We start from the raw sequence: 12,677 nt of genomic DNA on the forward strand, positions 1-12,677 counted from the left end.
CGTTACACACATGAATGTCGGGGCGTCGTGGCGCGCGTTCGTGGGGTTCGCTGCTTTCGGGGCCTTCTGGGGGGTGTGGGGCGCCTCGGTGCCTCGGGTCCAGGAGCAGGCGGGGATCGGGGACGGCGCGCTCGGCTTCGCGCTGCTGTTCGTGGGAGCGGGCGCCCTCCCGGCGATGCTGCTGACGGGGCGGGCGCTGGACCGGTGGGGGCCCGGGGTCGCGGGCGCGGCCGTCGTGGCGTTGGGCGGGGCCGGAGTCGTTGTGGCGTTCACGGCTGTGAACCTCGCCGGCCTGTGCGCGGGGCTTGCCGTGGTCGGCGCTACCAGCGGGGCGGCCGACGTGGGCATCAACGCGGCCGCCGGGCGGGCCGAGAGAGTCGGCGGGAGGGCCGTCATCACCCGTGCCCATGGTGTCTTCTCGGGTTCGGTGGTCCTTGCGAGCCTTGCCAGCGGGATGGCATCGTCGCTGCCGCTCGTGGTGCCGTTCATGGTGGCGGGTGGGGCCTGCCTGGCCGCTGGGGTGTGTCTGTGGGCGTCTCCTGGGGGCTTCGTCGTTCAGCGTGAGGCGGTGGCGCCATTGGGGCGGCACCGGGTCGTCCCGTTGCTGCTGATCGGGGTGCTGGGAGCGCTCGCCTTCGCCAGTGAGAACGCGCATCAGAGCTGGAGCGCGGTCTTCGTCGCCGACGAGCTGCATTCGGGTGGGCTCAGCGCTGTCGCGCCTGCCGTCTTCGCGGGGACGGTGGCGATCACGCGATTCTCGGTGGGCGGGGTGAGAGCCGTCCGCGGGGTCCTTCTCGCGGGGGCGGCGGGGGCCGCGGGCGGGGCCGTCGTCATCGCGGTCGCGCCCACGCTGGTGGTCGCCGGGATCGGGCTCGCGATGGCCGCCACCGGAACCGCCGTTCTGTTCCCCACGCTGCTCCGCCTGGTCGCGCAGAACGTTCGGGACGACCACCGGGGGCGCGCGACGTCGGTCTTCGCGACCGTGTCCTACCTGGGGTTCCTCGCCGGGCCGGTCTATGTCGGGCTCTGGGCGGACGCCGTGGGGCTGCGCGGCGCCATGGTCGCGGTCGCGGCGATCGCGGCCGTCCTGTTCGTCCTGACTCCGGTGCTGCTCCGACTCGGCGGCTTCGCCGGTGGGGAGCAGAGCGGTCAGGCTCGGGCGGGGGTCTTCTCCTCGGCGTCGCCCGGGCGGTGGTCGGGGACGAAGCGGTAGCCGACGTTGCGGACGGTGCCGATCAGGGACTCGTACTCGGCGCCGAGCTTGGCGCGGAGGCGGCGGACGTGGACGTCGACCGTGCGGGTGCCGCCGAAGTAGTCGTAGCCCCAGACCTCCTGGAGGAGCTGGGCCCGGGTGAAGACGCGGCCCGGGTGCTGGGCCAGGTACTTCAGCAGCTCGAACTCCTTGAACGTCAGGTCGAGGACGCGGCCGCGGAGGCGGGCGGTGTAGGTGGCCTCGTCGATCGTGAGGTCGCCGCTGCGGATCTCTCCCGGGACGTCGTCGGCCTCCGTGCCCGCCGCTGCCCGTCCGACGGCCAGGCGGAGGCGTGCCTCGACCTCGGCGGGGCCGGCGGTCTGGAGCAGCACGTCGTCCAGGCCCCATTCGGAGCTCAGTGCGGCGAGCCCGCCCTCGGTGACGATCGCGAGCAGCGGGCAGTCGAGTCCGGTGGTGCGCAGCAGGCGGCACAGGCCCTTGGCCTGGACCAGGTCACGGCGGGCGTCCACCAGGACGATGTCGGCCGGTGGAGCGTCGATGAGCGCGGACCCCTCGGCGGGCGCGACGCGCACGGAGTGCAGCAGAAGTCCCAGCGCCGGCAGTACCTCGTCCGAGGGCTCCAACGCGTTGGTCAGCAAGAGCAAGCTGCTCAAGTGCCGCCTCCCGTCTCTGAAAAGACGTAGGACCCGGGCGGCCCATCCCCAAGACCGGCGCACGGCCGGCGGCTCGAAGACGAGGTGGCCATGCAGGGCCTTTCGGATGAACTCCATGGCCTCGTCGCCCGGATCCCTCACCCCTGAGCATAACCGAGGTGCCGCCATCGGCCATGGCCCGACCTGGCCGGACCGTGTCCGCGAGATGAGAGCCTGTATCCATGGCCAAGGGAACGATGCGGTACTGGGCGGCCGCCAAGGCCGCGGCAGGGACGCATGAGGAGCCGTACGACGCGGCGACGCTGGCGGACGCGGTCGCCGCAGCCAGGGACGGGCGCGGCGACGAGTTCGCCCGGGTCGTCGGGCGGAGTTCGTTCCTGGTCGACGGGGACCCGGTCGGGACGCGGCCGCACGCGTCGGTGGCGCTGCCGGAGGGCGGGGTCGTGGAGGTGCTGCCGCCCTTCGCAGGTGGTTGATCTCACAACGGAGTGATTTTCCGGGCTTCGGGGTCATTCTCCGGAGCGACCCTTTCTGGGCGGTTTGTTCACTATCGTGTGGCGAACGCATGCCGCAGGCCTAAGGAGACACATGCGGAAAGTACTGCTGGTCCTGCTGATCCTCGTGGCCGCGGGTCTGGTGGCCGCGGACCGGCTGGGGGTCAGGGTCGCCGAGGACAAGATCGGCGAGCAGGTGGCCGCGCAGTACAACCTGCAGGAGCGGCCGGACGTCACGATCCACGGCATCCCGTTCCTGACGCAGGCGGTCGGCGGCGAGTACAAGCACATCGAGGTGGCCATCGGCGACTGGACGCAGCAGGGCGTGACCGTCACCGGCGTCAAGGTCGACATGCGGGGCGTCGACGCGCCGCTGTCGGAGGTCACCAAGGGCAGCGCCGCCGACGTGACCGCGCGCACCGCGACCGCCTCGGCCGTCGTCCCCTACGACGTGATCCAGAAGCAGGCGCCCAAGGAGGTCAAGCGGATCGGGCCGAAGGGCGACGACCTGTCGGTCGACCTGACCGGCAACGTCCTCGGTCTCCCGGTGAACGGCACCGCGGTCGTGGAGGTCGAGCCGACCGCCAAGGGCATCGCGATCTCGCCCGTGTCGGTGGGGTCGAACGGCGCCGCGCAGATCCCGCTGGCGCTGGTGAAGCGGCAGCTCACGTGGGTGGTGCCGGTCTCCGACCTGCCCGTCGGATCGCGGATCAGCAAGATCGAGCCCACGGCGGACGGGCTGCGCGTGGCGGCGACCGCCCAGAACGTCCGGTTGAACGATCTCCAGGCGCCCGCGCAGAAGTAATCCCGGAGACCGTGAACCGGTCCGGGGGAGCGTACGTGACAGTGGTGTGGGACCGACCGCCGACGAGGGGCTGCTTCGCGCCCTGTACAGCGAGCACGGGGGCGCCCTCCTCGGCTACGTCCTGCGGCTGACCGGTGGAGACCGAACCCAGGCAGAGGACGTCGTGCAGGAGACGCTGCTGCGCGCTTGGAAGCACCCGGAGGCGCTGGCGGGGCGGCCCGTCCGGCCGTGGCTGTTCACGGTCGCGCGGAACCTCGTCGTGGACGCGCACCGCGCGAGGCGGGCCCGGCCGCCGGAGACGGGCATCGACGAGCACGTCCTGATGACCGCCGACGGCTCCGACGACATCGACCGGGCGCTGGAGTCCTGGACGGTCGCCGAGGCGCTGGCCGGGCTCAGCCCGCCGCACCGGGCCGTCCTGGTCGAGACCTTCTACCGGGGCCGGTCGGTGGCGGAGGCGTCGAAGGCGCTGGGAATCCCGCCCGGCACGGTGAAGTCCCGCACCTACTACGCGCTGCGGGCGCTCAAACTCGCGCTGGAGGAGCGGGGGCTGGCGCCATGACCGACTGCACGGAGGCGCGCACCGCGCTCGGGTCCTACGTGCTCGGCGCGCTCGATCCCGGCGAGCGGAGCCGGCTGGAGGCCCACCTGGAGGAATGTCCCGCGTGCCGCGACGAGCTCGCCGGGATGGCCGGCCTTCCCGCGATGCTCGGACGGGTCGACGAGGCGCAGCTCGAACGGGTCGCCGGGCCGCCGCCCGAGCTGCTGGACGGGCTGCTGGCCAGGGCGGCCGAACGGCGGAGGGGACCGCTCGGACCGCTGGGGCGCCTGGCCGGCGGGCGGGCCGCGGGGTGGGCCCCGACGGCCGCCGCAGCGTGCCTGCTGCTGATCGCCGGGGGCCTGTTCGGCGGCCTGCTGTTCCCCTCTCGGACCGGCGGCACGGACGGCCCGGACGTCAAGCCGCCGCCGTCCGCGTCGTCCCCCGCGCCGGTGGTGGCGGGCGAGCGGATCACCGCGGAGGACCCCAGGAGCTCCGTCAAGGGCTACGTGGTGCTCCACCGCAAGGCGTGGGGGACCGAGGTGGAGCTGCACCTGGCCGGGGTTCCGAAGGGGTCGCACTGCCGGTTGCTGGTGATCGCGCGGGACGGCCGCCGGGACGCGCTCGGCAGCTGGTACGTCCCGTACGACGAGGGCTACGGTGAGTACCGCGGGTCCACGATGTTCCCGCGCGGCCAGCTGTTCTCGTTCGAGATCGTCGGCCTGGACGGGCGGCCCCTCCTCACGATCCCCACCTGACCGGGGCGGCCGGGCGGGTAGAGGGCGGCAGGGAGAGAAGGCGGGCCGCGGGAAGAATGCGCAGGCCCCGGAGGTTGTTGCTGTCGATGATCGGAGCATTGACCGCAGCCGGCGTCCTCCTCGCGGCCACGGTGTTCGGCCTGGTGAGGCGGCGCCGTGACGGGGTGCTGCGCGCCCGGCGGGAGAAGGGCGGGCAGGTGGGCGAGACCGTCGGCCCGGACGACATGGGCGCCGAACTCGGCGACAAGGCCACGCTGCTGCAGTTCTCCAGCGCGTTCTGCGCGCCGTGCCGGGCCACCCGCCGCGTCCTCGGCGAGGTGAGCCAGATGGTGGAGGGCGTCGTCCACGTCGAACTCGACGCGGAGGCGCATCTCGACCTCGTCCGGCGGCTGAACGTCGTGCGGACGCCGACCGTCCTCGTCCTGGACGCCGCCGGCCGCGTGGTCCGGCGCGCCGCCGGCGCGCCCCGCAAACCCGATGTCATCGCCGCTCTGGGGGAGGCCATCAGATGAGCCGCAGCCTCATGACCTGCGCTAAGACGATTGTCACTGTCTCGCAAGGCGAGACGGATGTGACAGCCCGTGGATTGTCGGCTTAACATCGTGTCCGTGCGTTACTGGACAGAGCAGATGCTCACGAAGCGCCGCGCGGTGGACTTCTGCCGCCTGGCCGCCTCGCTCTGTCGCATGGCCTGAGGCATCGAGCCCGTCCGCCCCCGAGCATTTCTCCTTCTAGCTCGTACGCACGCTTCCACTCCGCCAGGAGCACCCCGATGCAGGTCGATCCGCGTGGGCCGCGCTTCGGCGCCTCCGTCACCACGGCCGTCCTCGTCGTGGTGCTGGTGACCGGAAGCTGGGCACTGCTCGCCGCTCAGGCCGTCGTGTTCGCCATCGCGACCTTCCTCGGCCTCCGGTACGCCCCGTACGGACTCGTGTTCAAAGTGCTCATCCGCCCCCGTCTCGCTCCGCCCAGGGAACTGGAGGACGAGGCCCCGCCCCGCTTCGCGCAGGGTGTCGGGTTCGGCTTCGCCCTCCTGGGCACGGTCGGATACGCGACGGGGACCTCCTGGCTCGGCATCGGTGCCACCGCCCTCGCACTGGCGGCGGCGTTCCTGAACGCGGCGTTCGGGTTCTGCCTCGGCTGCGAGATGTATCCGCTCTTCCGCCGCATCACCGCGAAAGTCCGCTCCGAAGGGAAGGTTCCCGCATGAGCCGCTCAGACGTCCTGGTGGACACCGACTGGGTCGAGGCCCACCTTGACGACCCCGGGCTCGTGCTCGTCGAGGTCGACGAGGACGTGTCCGCCTACGACAAGGGCCACATCCGTGGCGCCGTGAAGATCGACTGGAAGACCGAGCTGCAGGACCCGGTCCGCCGCGACTTCGTCGACAGGACCGGCTTCGAGCAGCTGCTGTCGAGCAAGGGCATCGCGAACGACGACCTCGTCATCCTGTACGGCGGCAACAACAACTGGTTCGCCGCGTACGCGTACTGGTACTTCAAGCTGTACGGCCACGACAAGGTGAAGCTCCTCGACGGCGGCCGCAAGAAGTGGGAGCTGGACTCCCGCGAGCTGGTCACCGACGTCCCGAGCCGTCCCGCGACCGACTACAAGGCCAAGGACCAGGACCTGGCGATCCGCGCCTTCCGCGACGAGGTCGTGGACGCGATCGGCAAGCAGAACCTGATCGACGTCCGTTCGCCGGACGAGTTCAGCGGCAAGCTGCTCGCCCCGGCGCACCTGCCGCAGGAGCAGTCGCAGCGCGCCGGCCACGTGCCGACCGCGGCCAACATCCCGTGGTCGAAGGCGGCCAACGACGACGGCACGTTCAAGTCCGACGAGGAGCTCCGCGCCCTCTACACCGAGGCCGGGGTCGACCTGGGCAAGGACACCATCGCCTACTGCCGCATCGGCGAGCGCTCCTCGCACACGTGGTTCGCGCTCCGCGAGCTGCTGGGCCTGGAGAACGTGAAGAACTACGACGGTTCGTGGACCGAGTACGGCTCGCTCGTCGGCGTGCCGATCGAGCTCGGCGCAGGCAAGTAAGTCCCGCAGCACCACACTTGGAGGAACCATGACCCAGGGCTGCGCAGCGCCCGAGCAGACGGCGCATCTTCCGGCGACCGTCGACCTGACCCACGAGGCCGTCATCCAGGGGACCGTCACGCGTGACGGCGCCCCGGTGTCGAGCGCCTACGCCCGCCTGCTCGACTCGTCCGGCGAGTTCACCGCCGAGGTGGTGACGGGCGAGGAGGGCGTGTTCCGCTTCTTCGCCGCCGACGGCGACTGGACGGTCCGTGTCCTGGCGGCCGGCGGTGTGAGCGTCGACGCCGGCGTCACCGCGAAGATCGGCGAGGTCGCCGGTCTCGAAGTCACGATCTGACCCGCGCCAGGGTCCCTGAACCCCGCCGTCCCCGATCGGGGACGGCGGGGTTCGTCCGTTAACGGCATCTCCACCAGCTGTTCCCGTGCTCTTCGCCCCACCCGGTCTGCCCCGACCCGCGGGTGGTGGACGGTCTTCTCTTGCAGGTCACAAACCAGATCAGAGGGTGCGGCCAACGGCCGCTTCCTCTCACGAGGTCAGGAGAACCCTGATGAGAAAGATCAAGATCAAGATCGCCGCGGGGAGCGAGAGGGAGACCGATCGGCTCTGCTGGGCGGTCATGGAGAACGTCCACGCGGCCATCGCTCCTCACGAGAGGGTGACGAGCACGGCGCACCGGGGCCGGGCCGGCGGCAGGAAGGCCACGCTGACCTTCGAGGTCGAGAGCGGCTGAAGCCGCTGCAGGCGGTACCCCACTGTTGGTCCTTGCCCTCTTCCGAGTGCGAGGACCAACTTCTCTTTCGGGCCACGGTGCGCGGCCCCCGCCGGGGCAGGGCGGCCGGCGGGGTCGCCCGCCGCCCGGCCCGGGATCAGTTGCTCCAGAGCAGCGTGTTGGTGACCTCGACGCCGAGTTCCCCGGCGGTGGCGAAGACGCTGCCGGTGCGGTCGCCCGTCGGGCCCCCGCTGGACCAGTACGACTGGGCGTAGATGACCGTGGACCCCTGCGCCCAGGTCCGCGTCCAGTACGCGGGGTCGGCCTTCGGCTGCGGAAGCCCGCTGGCGTCCGACGGGGTCAGCAGCTTCGGCCAGCCCTCCTGGTTCGTGTAGCCCTTGACGAGGGACGCGTCCGTCGAGGTGGCGAACTTCAGGATCGAGACCGAGGTGATGATCTGCTTGGACGGGCTGGCGTAGACGGCCGAGTACATGCTCCCGACGCACGGGTGCCGGCTCAGCGCGGGCAGCAGCACGGAGTTCGCGCGGGTGGTGCACGACTCGGTGCGCGTCCCCGCCTGCGTGAACACGTTGCCCTTCGCCGTCGTGATCGTCCGCTTCAGGACGCCGGCCGGGTCGACCGCACCGCCGATGGAACTGGTGGGCGAGGGCTCGGTCGTCGGCTGCGACGTGGACCCGTAGGACGGGATGCGCGTCGTGGACGGCAGCGACACCGGCCGGACCGGGTCGTCGTCATCGCCGCCGAAGACGAGGACGGCGCACGTGCCCGCGACGGCCACGAAGAGGACCGCGCCGACGACGAGCAGCCACACGAGCGTGCTGCCGCCGCCGCGCCGCGGGGGCGGGTACGGGGGCGGGAAACCGGGGCCGCCGGGCATCGGGGGCGGGCCGGCGTGTGCGGCAGGCGGCGGGAAGCCCGGCCGACCGGGCTGCTGGCCGGGCCAAGGTGGGGGGTTCATGGTCGCTCCGGGCGGTTCACGTGCGGGGTGCCGACTGAGGTCGGGCCAGACTACGTGAGGTGAATGGTGATTTCATGGCAGATTTCCCATATACAGATGACCGTGCCGATGCAACCGTTCCGCGGCAAGGCTTCGGGGACGTGAGAGATAGATCACGCACCCGAGCCCGTTGCGGCGGGCGACGAATCCCGGACTAGGCCCAGTCGCGGGTGAGGTCCAGGTCCCAGGGGACGAGGTTCCACGGGCTGCGGGGCTCGGTGGCGAGTTCCTCGATGAGCTGCTCGTACTCGGCCTGCGCCTTGCCGCCGCCGCCCGACCAGAGCAGGCGGCCCTGCAGGTAGCAGGTCGCCATGTCCCGCCAGGACGCGTACCGCCGCTGGATGTCCAGGGCGAGCGGGAGCATGCGGTCCCAGCAGTACTCCTCGGTCAGCCAGCCGACGATGTGGCCCCACCGGTAGAGCATGAGCGCGCGCCCGTAGTCCCAGATCAGGAACCGCCCCACGTTGGCGCGCAGCGCCGGGTCGGCGAGGGCCTCCAGCCGGTGCAGCTCCTCCGTCGCGTGGTTGCGGTCGTTGAAGAGCTGGTGGAGGAACAGCGCCAGCTCGGCGCCCTCCTCGCTCGCGTCCGCGCCCGGCTCGTCGCGCAGCAGCGGCGGGACGAGCCGCGCGTACGAGCCGCCCTCGTCCCCGTACCGGACGCGGACCAGCTCGATCAGCCGCTCGACGAACGGGGGCTCCAGCCGGTCGCCGGCGATGAGGCCGTCGACCTCGCGCAGCAGCGACTCGTACTCCCGCCGCGCGGCGAGGGGCCGGCCGGCGAGGTGCGCGTCCTGCGTGAAGTCGGCGCGGTGCCCGTCCTGGACGAGCCAGTTGACGGCGCCGAGCAGCTGCTCCAGGTCGTAGGCGCCCCAGGGGTCCTGGAGCAGGTCCTGTGCGGCGCGGCGGTCGGCGGCCGCGGCGGACGCGCCGGGCGCGGCGCCGAGCCGGTCCATCCGGAACCCGTTGACGGCGCCATAGGGGGCGCCGGCGGCGATGATCCAGCGCTGCACCGGGGTGAGGTCGCTGCCGTGGGTGAGGACGCCGTTCAGGTCGGGGGTGGAGATCAGCTCCCAGAGCCGCCGCTGGAACTCCTCGGCCTGCCGCTCCTCGCTGCCGAAGAACCCGGCGAGCTGCTTGCGCAGCGACGGGTGCCGGACGTAGAGCCGCCGGAAGAACCTGCCGTTCTTCCACACCAGGTGCTCGGGGCGCAGGTCGCCGAAGGGGATCCGCGTCCGCCGGTGGACCATCGCCTGCTCGGCGAACCGCAGTTCCAGGTCCGACCAGAGACCGGCGAGCGGGGTGAAGCGCAGCAGCAGGACGAACCCGGCCACCAGGGCCAGCAGGACGGCCCCGGGGGCCAGCGCCCACCGCGCCTGGTCCTGCAGCCCGGTCAGGGACAGGACGGCGCCGGTCAGCAGCAGTGACACGCCGCCCGCCCCGAAGCCGAGGAACCAGCCGGTCGTGAGGATGAGGGACCCCTCGATGCGGAGCACCGACTCCTCGTCGTCGAACTCGAACGACCCCTCGGCGAGCGTCCCCTCGACGGCCCGCTCAAGTGCGTCGAGCTGACCGGCCTCTTCCATGGGCAGGACCGTACAGCATGCCTTACGGGTAGATCATCTACTCCGTGCCCCGTATGCGGCGGCCAGGGTGCGGAGAACCGCTTTGGGCTGCGGCGTTCCGTTCTGTTGCATCTGACGTCGCGGTGGGACGACGTGTCAAGCGATGCCCCGCGCCCGCGGACCGGCGGCCGCGGGTGCCGGCGTCCTCTTTCCCGGGACGCCCCATGGCGCATGTCCAATCTGTGCTGAAATGTTCCGGATGCAGCGAGCCGTCGCGCCACCGCCCGTGTACTACGCGGCCAGCGCCCCGCCGCCACCGGAGCCGCCGGTGCGGGGGCGCCTGTGGCGCATGCTCGGCTGGGTGTCGATCGGGCTGTCGGTCGTGCTGGTGGCGGGCAGCCTCACCACCTACGGGTTCTGGCGGCGGCTCGACGGCCAGATCGACCGCGAGAACGTCGACGGCAAGCTCGGCGAGCACCGGCCGCCCAAGCTGAACAACTCGCTGAACATCCTGATGATGGGCTCCGACAGCCGCGCCGGGGAGAACGCCCGCTACGGCACCGAGGCCGGGCAGCGCTCCGACACCACGGTCCTGCTGCACATCTCGCCCGGCGGGCAGAGCGCCATCGGCGTCAGCTTCCCGCGCGACTCGATGGTGCAGATGCCGCCGTGCAAGCGCAGGAACGGCACGACCGTCCCGGCCCAGTTCGGGATGATCAACGCGGCGTTCTCCAACGGCGGTCCGGCCTGCACCTGGCGGACGATCGAGTCGCTCACCAAGATCCACATCGACCACTACGTCGAGGTCGACTTCGCCGGGTTCAAGCGGGTCGTGGACGCGCTCGGCGGCGTGGAGATCTGCGTCCCGAGGCGGATCGACGACCCCAAGGCCGAGTTGCACCTCAGGGCCGGCCGGCAGACCGTCCGCGGCGACCAGGCCCTCGGCTACGTCCGCACCCGCTACGTCCTCGGCGACGGCTCCGACCTCGACCGGATCAAGCGGCAGCAGGCGTTCATGGCCTCGGTCGTCAAGAAGGCCACCGACAAGGGCATGCTCACCGACCCCGGCCGCACCTACGCCTTCCTGTCCGCCGCCACCAAGTCCATCAAGGCGGACAACGGGCTCACGCTGTCGGTGATGCAGAAGCTCGCCGGATCCCTGGGCGGGATGAGCGCCGGGAAGGTTCGCTTCGTCACCGTTCCCGTGCAGGCGTTCCCGCAGGACAAGAACCGCGTCCAGTTCGCCCAGGCCGCCGCCGAGCCGCTGTTCCGGGCCATCCGGGAGGACAACAAGCTCCCGCAGCCGGAGCCCGTGGCCGCGCAGAACCAGGTCCAGCCCGTGCCGCCCGCGCAGGTCAGGCTCGGCGTCTACAACGCGTCCGGCACCGGCGGCCTCGCGCAGCGGACCGCCGACCAGCTCGCCGAGCGCGGCTTCCAGGTCGTCAAGGTCGGCACCGCAAGGAAGGCCATCGCCCACACCCAGATCCTCTACGGCGCGGGCGCGGAGCGGCAGGCCGCCCGCGTGGCGATCGCGGTCCCCGGCCACCAGTCGCGCCCGTGGGCGTCCGCCAGACCCGGCTACGTCTACCTCGTCGTCGGCAGGGACGGCGCCACCCTGCGGGGGCTGGGCCCGATGGTTCCGAAGGTGGCGGGCGAGATCCGCGCCGACCGCGATATCTGTGCGCGGACCTGATTCCGCACCGAACCTGATATAGCCCTCTATCACCGGTATCTTGGCCCGCGCCAACCATCAACCGTTTCAAAGCGTCCCATCTAGGACGGCGCCCCCTACCCCCGACCAGGCCCGCCGACCCGCCCCCGCATGGGTGCCCCACGGCCGCCACGCTCCCCCGGAACGGACGCATGCAGCCCGAACCCTTCACCCTGCTGATGACCGTCTACGGCGGTGATCGGGAGGAGCATGTCCGGGACGCCTTCCGCAGCGCCGTCCACCTGCAGACCCTCCGCCCCGACCAGGTCGTCCTCGTCCAGGACGGGCCGGTCCCGCCCGCTCTCACGTCCGTCCTGCGCGAACTCGTGAGGATCAGCCCGGTCGAGGTCACGTTCGTCCACCTGGAGCACAACCGCGGCCTCGGCCCCGCCCTCGACGCCGGCCTGCACGCCGCCCGCCACGACATCGTCGCCCGCATGGACGCCGACGACTACTCGATGCCGCACCGCTTCCAGACGCAGGTCCCGCTGGTCCGCGCGGGCGCCGACCTCGTGGGCGCGGGCCTGCTGGAGTTCGGTGCCGACATCACCGACATCGTCGGCCGCCGCACCCCGCCGAGCGACCCCGCCGACATCGCGCGCTACTCCCGCCTCCACGACCCGTTCAACCACCCCACGGTCGTCTACCGGCGCAGCGCCGTCGTCGCCGCGGGCGGTTACGGCGACCTCCCCCTGATGGAGGACTACTGGCTGTTCGTCCGCATGATCGCGGCCGGCGCGCGGATGGTGAACGTCGCCGATCCCCTCGTCTACTACCGTGTCGGCGACGGCGCCTACGAGCGCCGCGGCGGCCGCGAGTTGCTGCGCTCCGAACTTCGGCTGCAGCGCGAGATGCGCCGCGAGGGCTTCATCTCCCAGCCCCAGTACTGGCGCAACGTCATGGTCCGCGGCGGCTACCGCCTCGTCCCCACGCTGATCCGCAAACCCTTCTACCGCGCGGTGGTCGCCCCCTACGGCGCCCGGCGCAACCGACTGCGCGACCGCGGCAGGGCCCGCACGACCCCTGGCCCGGCCCTCCCCTACATCCCCCGCCACGCGCGCCCGGCGGGCGACGGGCCCCAGCGGCTCCCCGGGCTGGACGCCGCCCCGCCGCAACCGGAGAAGTAGCGGGGGGCGGCGCGCGGGTTCACCGCACGGGCCGGGTCACGAC

The 12,677-nt window shown here is 71.8% G+C and carries 16 protein-coding genes; 13 read left to right on the forward strand and 3 right to left on the reverse strand.

The genetic code is table 11. The features are described 5' to 3' along the window. Positions 1-10: 10 nt before the first annotated feature. Complete coding sequence (locus AB0H37_RS00860; RefSeq protein WP_360610413.1) at positions 11-1,213, forward strand: MFS transporter; 1,203 nt, start codon at positions 11-13, stop codon at positions 1,211-1,213. Here the strand turns inward: AB0H37_RS00860 and AB0H37_RS00865 are convergent. Further along, positions 1,150-1,866, reverse strand: a complete 717-nt coding sequence (locus AB0H37_RS00865; protein ID WP_179832271.1) for a response regulator transcription factor — start codon at positions 1,864-1,866, stop codon at positions 1,150-1,152. The two genes, AB0H37_RS00860 and AB0H37_RS00865, sit on opposite strands and share 64 nt — an antisense overlap. 221 nt (positions 1,867-2,087) lie before the next feature. On the opposite strand from AB0H37_RS00865, the gene AB0H37_RS00870 reads away from it, so the two are divergent. From AB0H37_RS00870 to AB0H37_RS00915, 10 genes are all read left to right on the forward strand, one after another. Then, the gene (locus tag AB0H37_RS00870) at positions 2,088-2,342 is read left to right on the forward strand and encodes a MoaD/ThiS family protein (RefSeq protein ID WP_179832272.1); all 255 of its coding nucleotides are present in this window, start codon (positions 2,088-2,090) and stop codon (positions 2,340-2,342) included. Between the two features lie 112 nt (positions 2,343-2,454). Further along, entirely contained in the window at positions 2,455-3,165 is a 711-nt protein-coding gene (locus tag AB0H37_RS00875) for a DUF2993 domain-containing protein (RefSeq protein ID WP_179832273.1), read from the forward strand. 46 nt (positions 3,166-3,211) lie between these two features. Beyond that, positions 3,212-3,727 (forward strand): sigma-70 family RNA polymerase sigma factor, encoded by a 516-nt coding sequence (locus AB0H37_RS00880; protein ID WP_329095768.1) that lies wholly within the window; start codon positions 3,212-3,214, stop codon positions 3,725-3,727. Further along, positions 3,724-4,461, forward strand: a complete 738-nt coding sequence (locus tag AB0H37_RS00885) for an anti-sigma factor (protein WP_360610417.1) — start codon at positions 3,724-3,726, stop codon at positions 4,459-4,461. The genes AB0H37_RS00880 and AB0H37_RS00885 overlap by 4 nt, the downstream gene beginning before the upstream one ends. 224 nt (positions 4,462-4,685) lie before the next feature. Further along, the gene (locus tag AB0H37_RS00890; RefSeq protein ID WP_229810252.1) at positions 4,686-4,973 is read left to right on the forward strand and encodes a thioredoxin family protein; all 288 of its coding nucleotides are present in this window, start codon (positions 4,686-4,688) and stop codon (positions 4,971-4,973) included. 117 nt (positions 4,974-5,090) lie between these two features. Further along, the gene (locus tag AB0H37_RS00895) at positions 5,091-5,156 is read left to right on the forward strand and encodes a putative leader peptide (RefSeq protein WP_360610734.1); all 66 of its coding nucleotides are present in this window, start codon (positions 5,091-5,093) and stop codon (positions 5,154-5,156) included. A 77-nt stretch (positions 5,157-5,233) separates the two neighbouring features. Further along, the gene (locus tag AB0H37_RS00900; protein ID WP_360610419.1) at positions 5,234-5,671 is read left to right on the forward strand and encodes a DUF4395 domain-containing protein; all 438 of its coding nucleotides are present in this window, start codon (positions 5,234-5,236) and stop codon (positions 5,669-5,671) included. Continuing rightward, entirely contained in the window at positions 5,668-6,507 is an 840-nt protein-coding gene (locus AB0H37_RS00905) for a sulfurtransferase (protein ID WP_179832278.1), read from the forward strand. Before AB0H37_RS00900 ends, AB0H37_RS00905 begins: the two co-directional genes overlap by 4 nt. Before the next feature lie 28 nt (positions 6,508-6,535). Beyond that, positions 6,536-6,844: a DUF1416 domain-containing protein gene (locus tag AB0H37_RS00910; RefSeq protein WP_179832279.1), complete on the forward strand. Its 309-nt coding sequence runs from the start codon at positions 6,536-6,538 to the stop codon at positions 6,842-6,844. Between the two features lie 211 nt (positions 6,845-7,055). Further along, positions 7,056-7,238, forward strand: coding sequence for a hypothetical protein (locus AB0H37_RS00915; protein WP_179832280.1), 183 nt, complete (start codon positions 7,056-7,058; stop codon positions 7,236-7,238). Positions 7,239-7,374: 136 nt separating this feature from the next. Here AB0H37_RS00915 and AB0H37_RS00920 read toward each other — a convergent pair whose 3' ends face one another. Both AB0H37_RS00920 and AB0H37_RS00925 read right to left on the reverse strand, forming a co-directional pair. Continuing rightward, on the reverse strand, positions 7,375-8,196 hold the full coding sequence (locus AB0H37_RS00920; RefSeq protein ID WP_329095761.1) for a hypothetical protein: 822 nt from the start codon (positions 8,194-8,196) through the stop codon (positions 7,375-7,377). Between the two features lie 193 nt (positions 8,197-8,389). After that, complete coding sequence (locus tag AB0H37_RS00925) at positions 8,390-9,817, reverse strand: DUF1266 domain-containing protein (RefSeq protein ID WP_179832282.1); 1,428 nt, start codon at positions 9,815-9,817, stop codon at positions 8,390-8,392. Positions 9,818-10,055: 238 nt separating this feature from the next. Between AB0H37_RS00925 and AB0H37_RS00930 the strand changes: the two genes are divergently transcribed. Together AB0H37_RS00930 and AB0H37_RS00935 are read left to right on the forward strand one after the other, a co-directional pair. After that, positions 10,056-11,489 carry an LCP family protein gene (locus AB0H37_RS00930; RefSeq protein WP_360610422.1) on the forward strand — a complete coding sequence of 478 codons (1,434 nt, stop codon included), beginning with the start codon at positions 10,056-10,058 and terminating at the stop codon, positions 11,487-11,489. A gap of 170 nt (positions 11,490-11,659) precedes the next feature. Next, positions 11,660-12,634, forward strand: coding sequence for a glycosyltransferase (locus tag AB0H37_RS00935; RefSeq protein WP_329095756.1), 975 nt, complete (start codon positions 11,660-11,662; stop codon positions 12,632-12,634). Positions 12,635-12,677 lie beyond the last annotated feature (43 nt).

Source organism: Actinomadura sp. NPDC023710, from assembly GCF_040639875.1.
GTDB lineage: Bacteria > Actinomycetota > Actinomycetes > Streptosporangiales > Streptosporangiaceae > Spirillospora > Spirillospora citrea.

Coding starts and splice junctions, on each gene's coding strand:
- AB0H37_RS00930 (WP_360610422.1), top strand. CDS start 10,056: ATGCAGCGAGCCGTCGCGCCACCGCCCGTGTACTACGCGGCCAGCGCC.
- AB0H37_RS00905 (WP_179832278.1), top strand. CDS start 5,668: ATGAGCCGCTCAGACGTCCTGGTGGACACCGACTGGGTCGAGGCCCAC.
- AB0H37_RS00890 (WP_229810252.1), top strand. CDS start 4,686: ATGGGCGCCGAACTCGGCGACAAGGCCACGCTGCTGCAGTTCTCCAGC.
- AB0H37_RS00935 (WP_329095756.1), top strand. CDS start 11,660: ATGCAGCCCGAACCCTTCACCCTGCTGATGACCGTCTACGGCGGTGAT.
- AB0H37_RS00885 (WP_360610417.1), top strand. CDS start 3,724: ATGACCGACTGCACGGAGGCGCGCACCGCGCTCGGGTCCTACGTGCTC.
- AB0H37_RS00910 (WP_179832279.1), top strand. CDS start 6,536: ATGACCCAGGGCTGCGCAGCGCCCGAGCAGACGGCGCATCTTCCGGCG.
- AB0H37_RS00920 (WP_329095761.1), bottom strand. CDS start 8,196: ATGAACCCCCCACCTTGGCCCGGCCAGCAGCCCGGTCGGCCGGGCTTC.
- AB0H37_RS00915 (WP_179832280.1), top strand. CDS start 7,056: ATGAGAAAGATCAAGATCAAGATCGCCGCGGGGAGCGAGAGGGAGACC.
- AB0H37_RS00870 (WP_179832272.1), top strand. CDS start 2,088: ATGGCCAAGGGAACGATGCGGTACTGGGCGGCCGCCAAGGCCGCGGCA.
- AB0H37_RS00925 (WP_179832282.1), bottom strand. CDS start 9,817: ATGGAAGAGGCCGGTCAGCTCGACGCACTTGAGCGGGCCGTCGAGGGG.
- AB0H37_RS00900 (WP_360610419.1), top strand. CDS start 5,234: ATGCAGGTCGATCCGCGTGGGCCGCGCTTCGGCGCCTCCGTCACCACG.
- AB0H37_RS00860 (WP_360610413.1), top strand. CDS start 11: ATGAATGTCGGGGCGTCGTGGCGCGCGTTCGTGGGGTTCGCTGCTTTC.
- AB0H37_RS00875 (WP_179832273.1), top strand. CDS start 2,455: ATGCGGAAAGTACTGCTGGTCCTGCTGATCCTCGTGGCCGCGGGTCTG.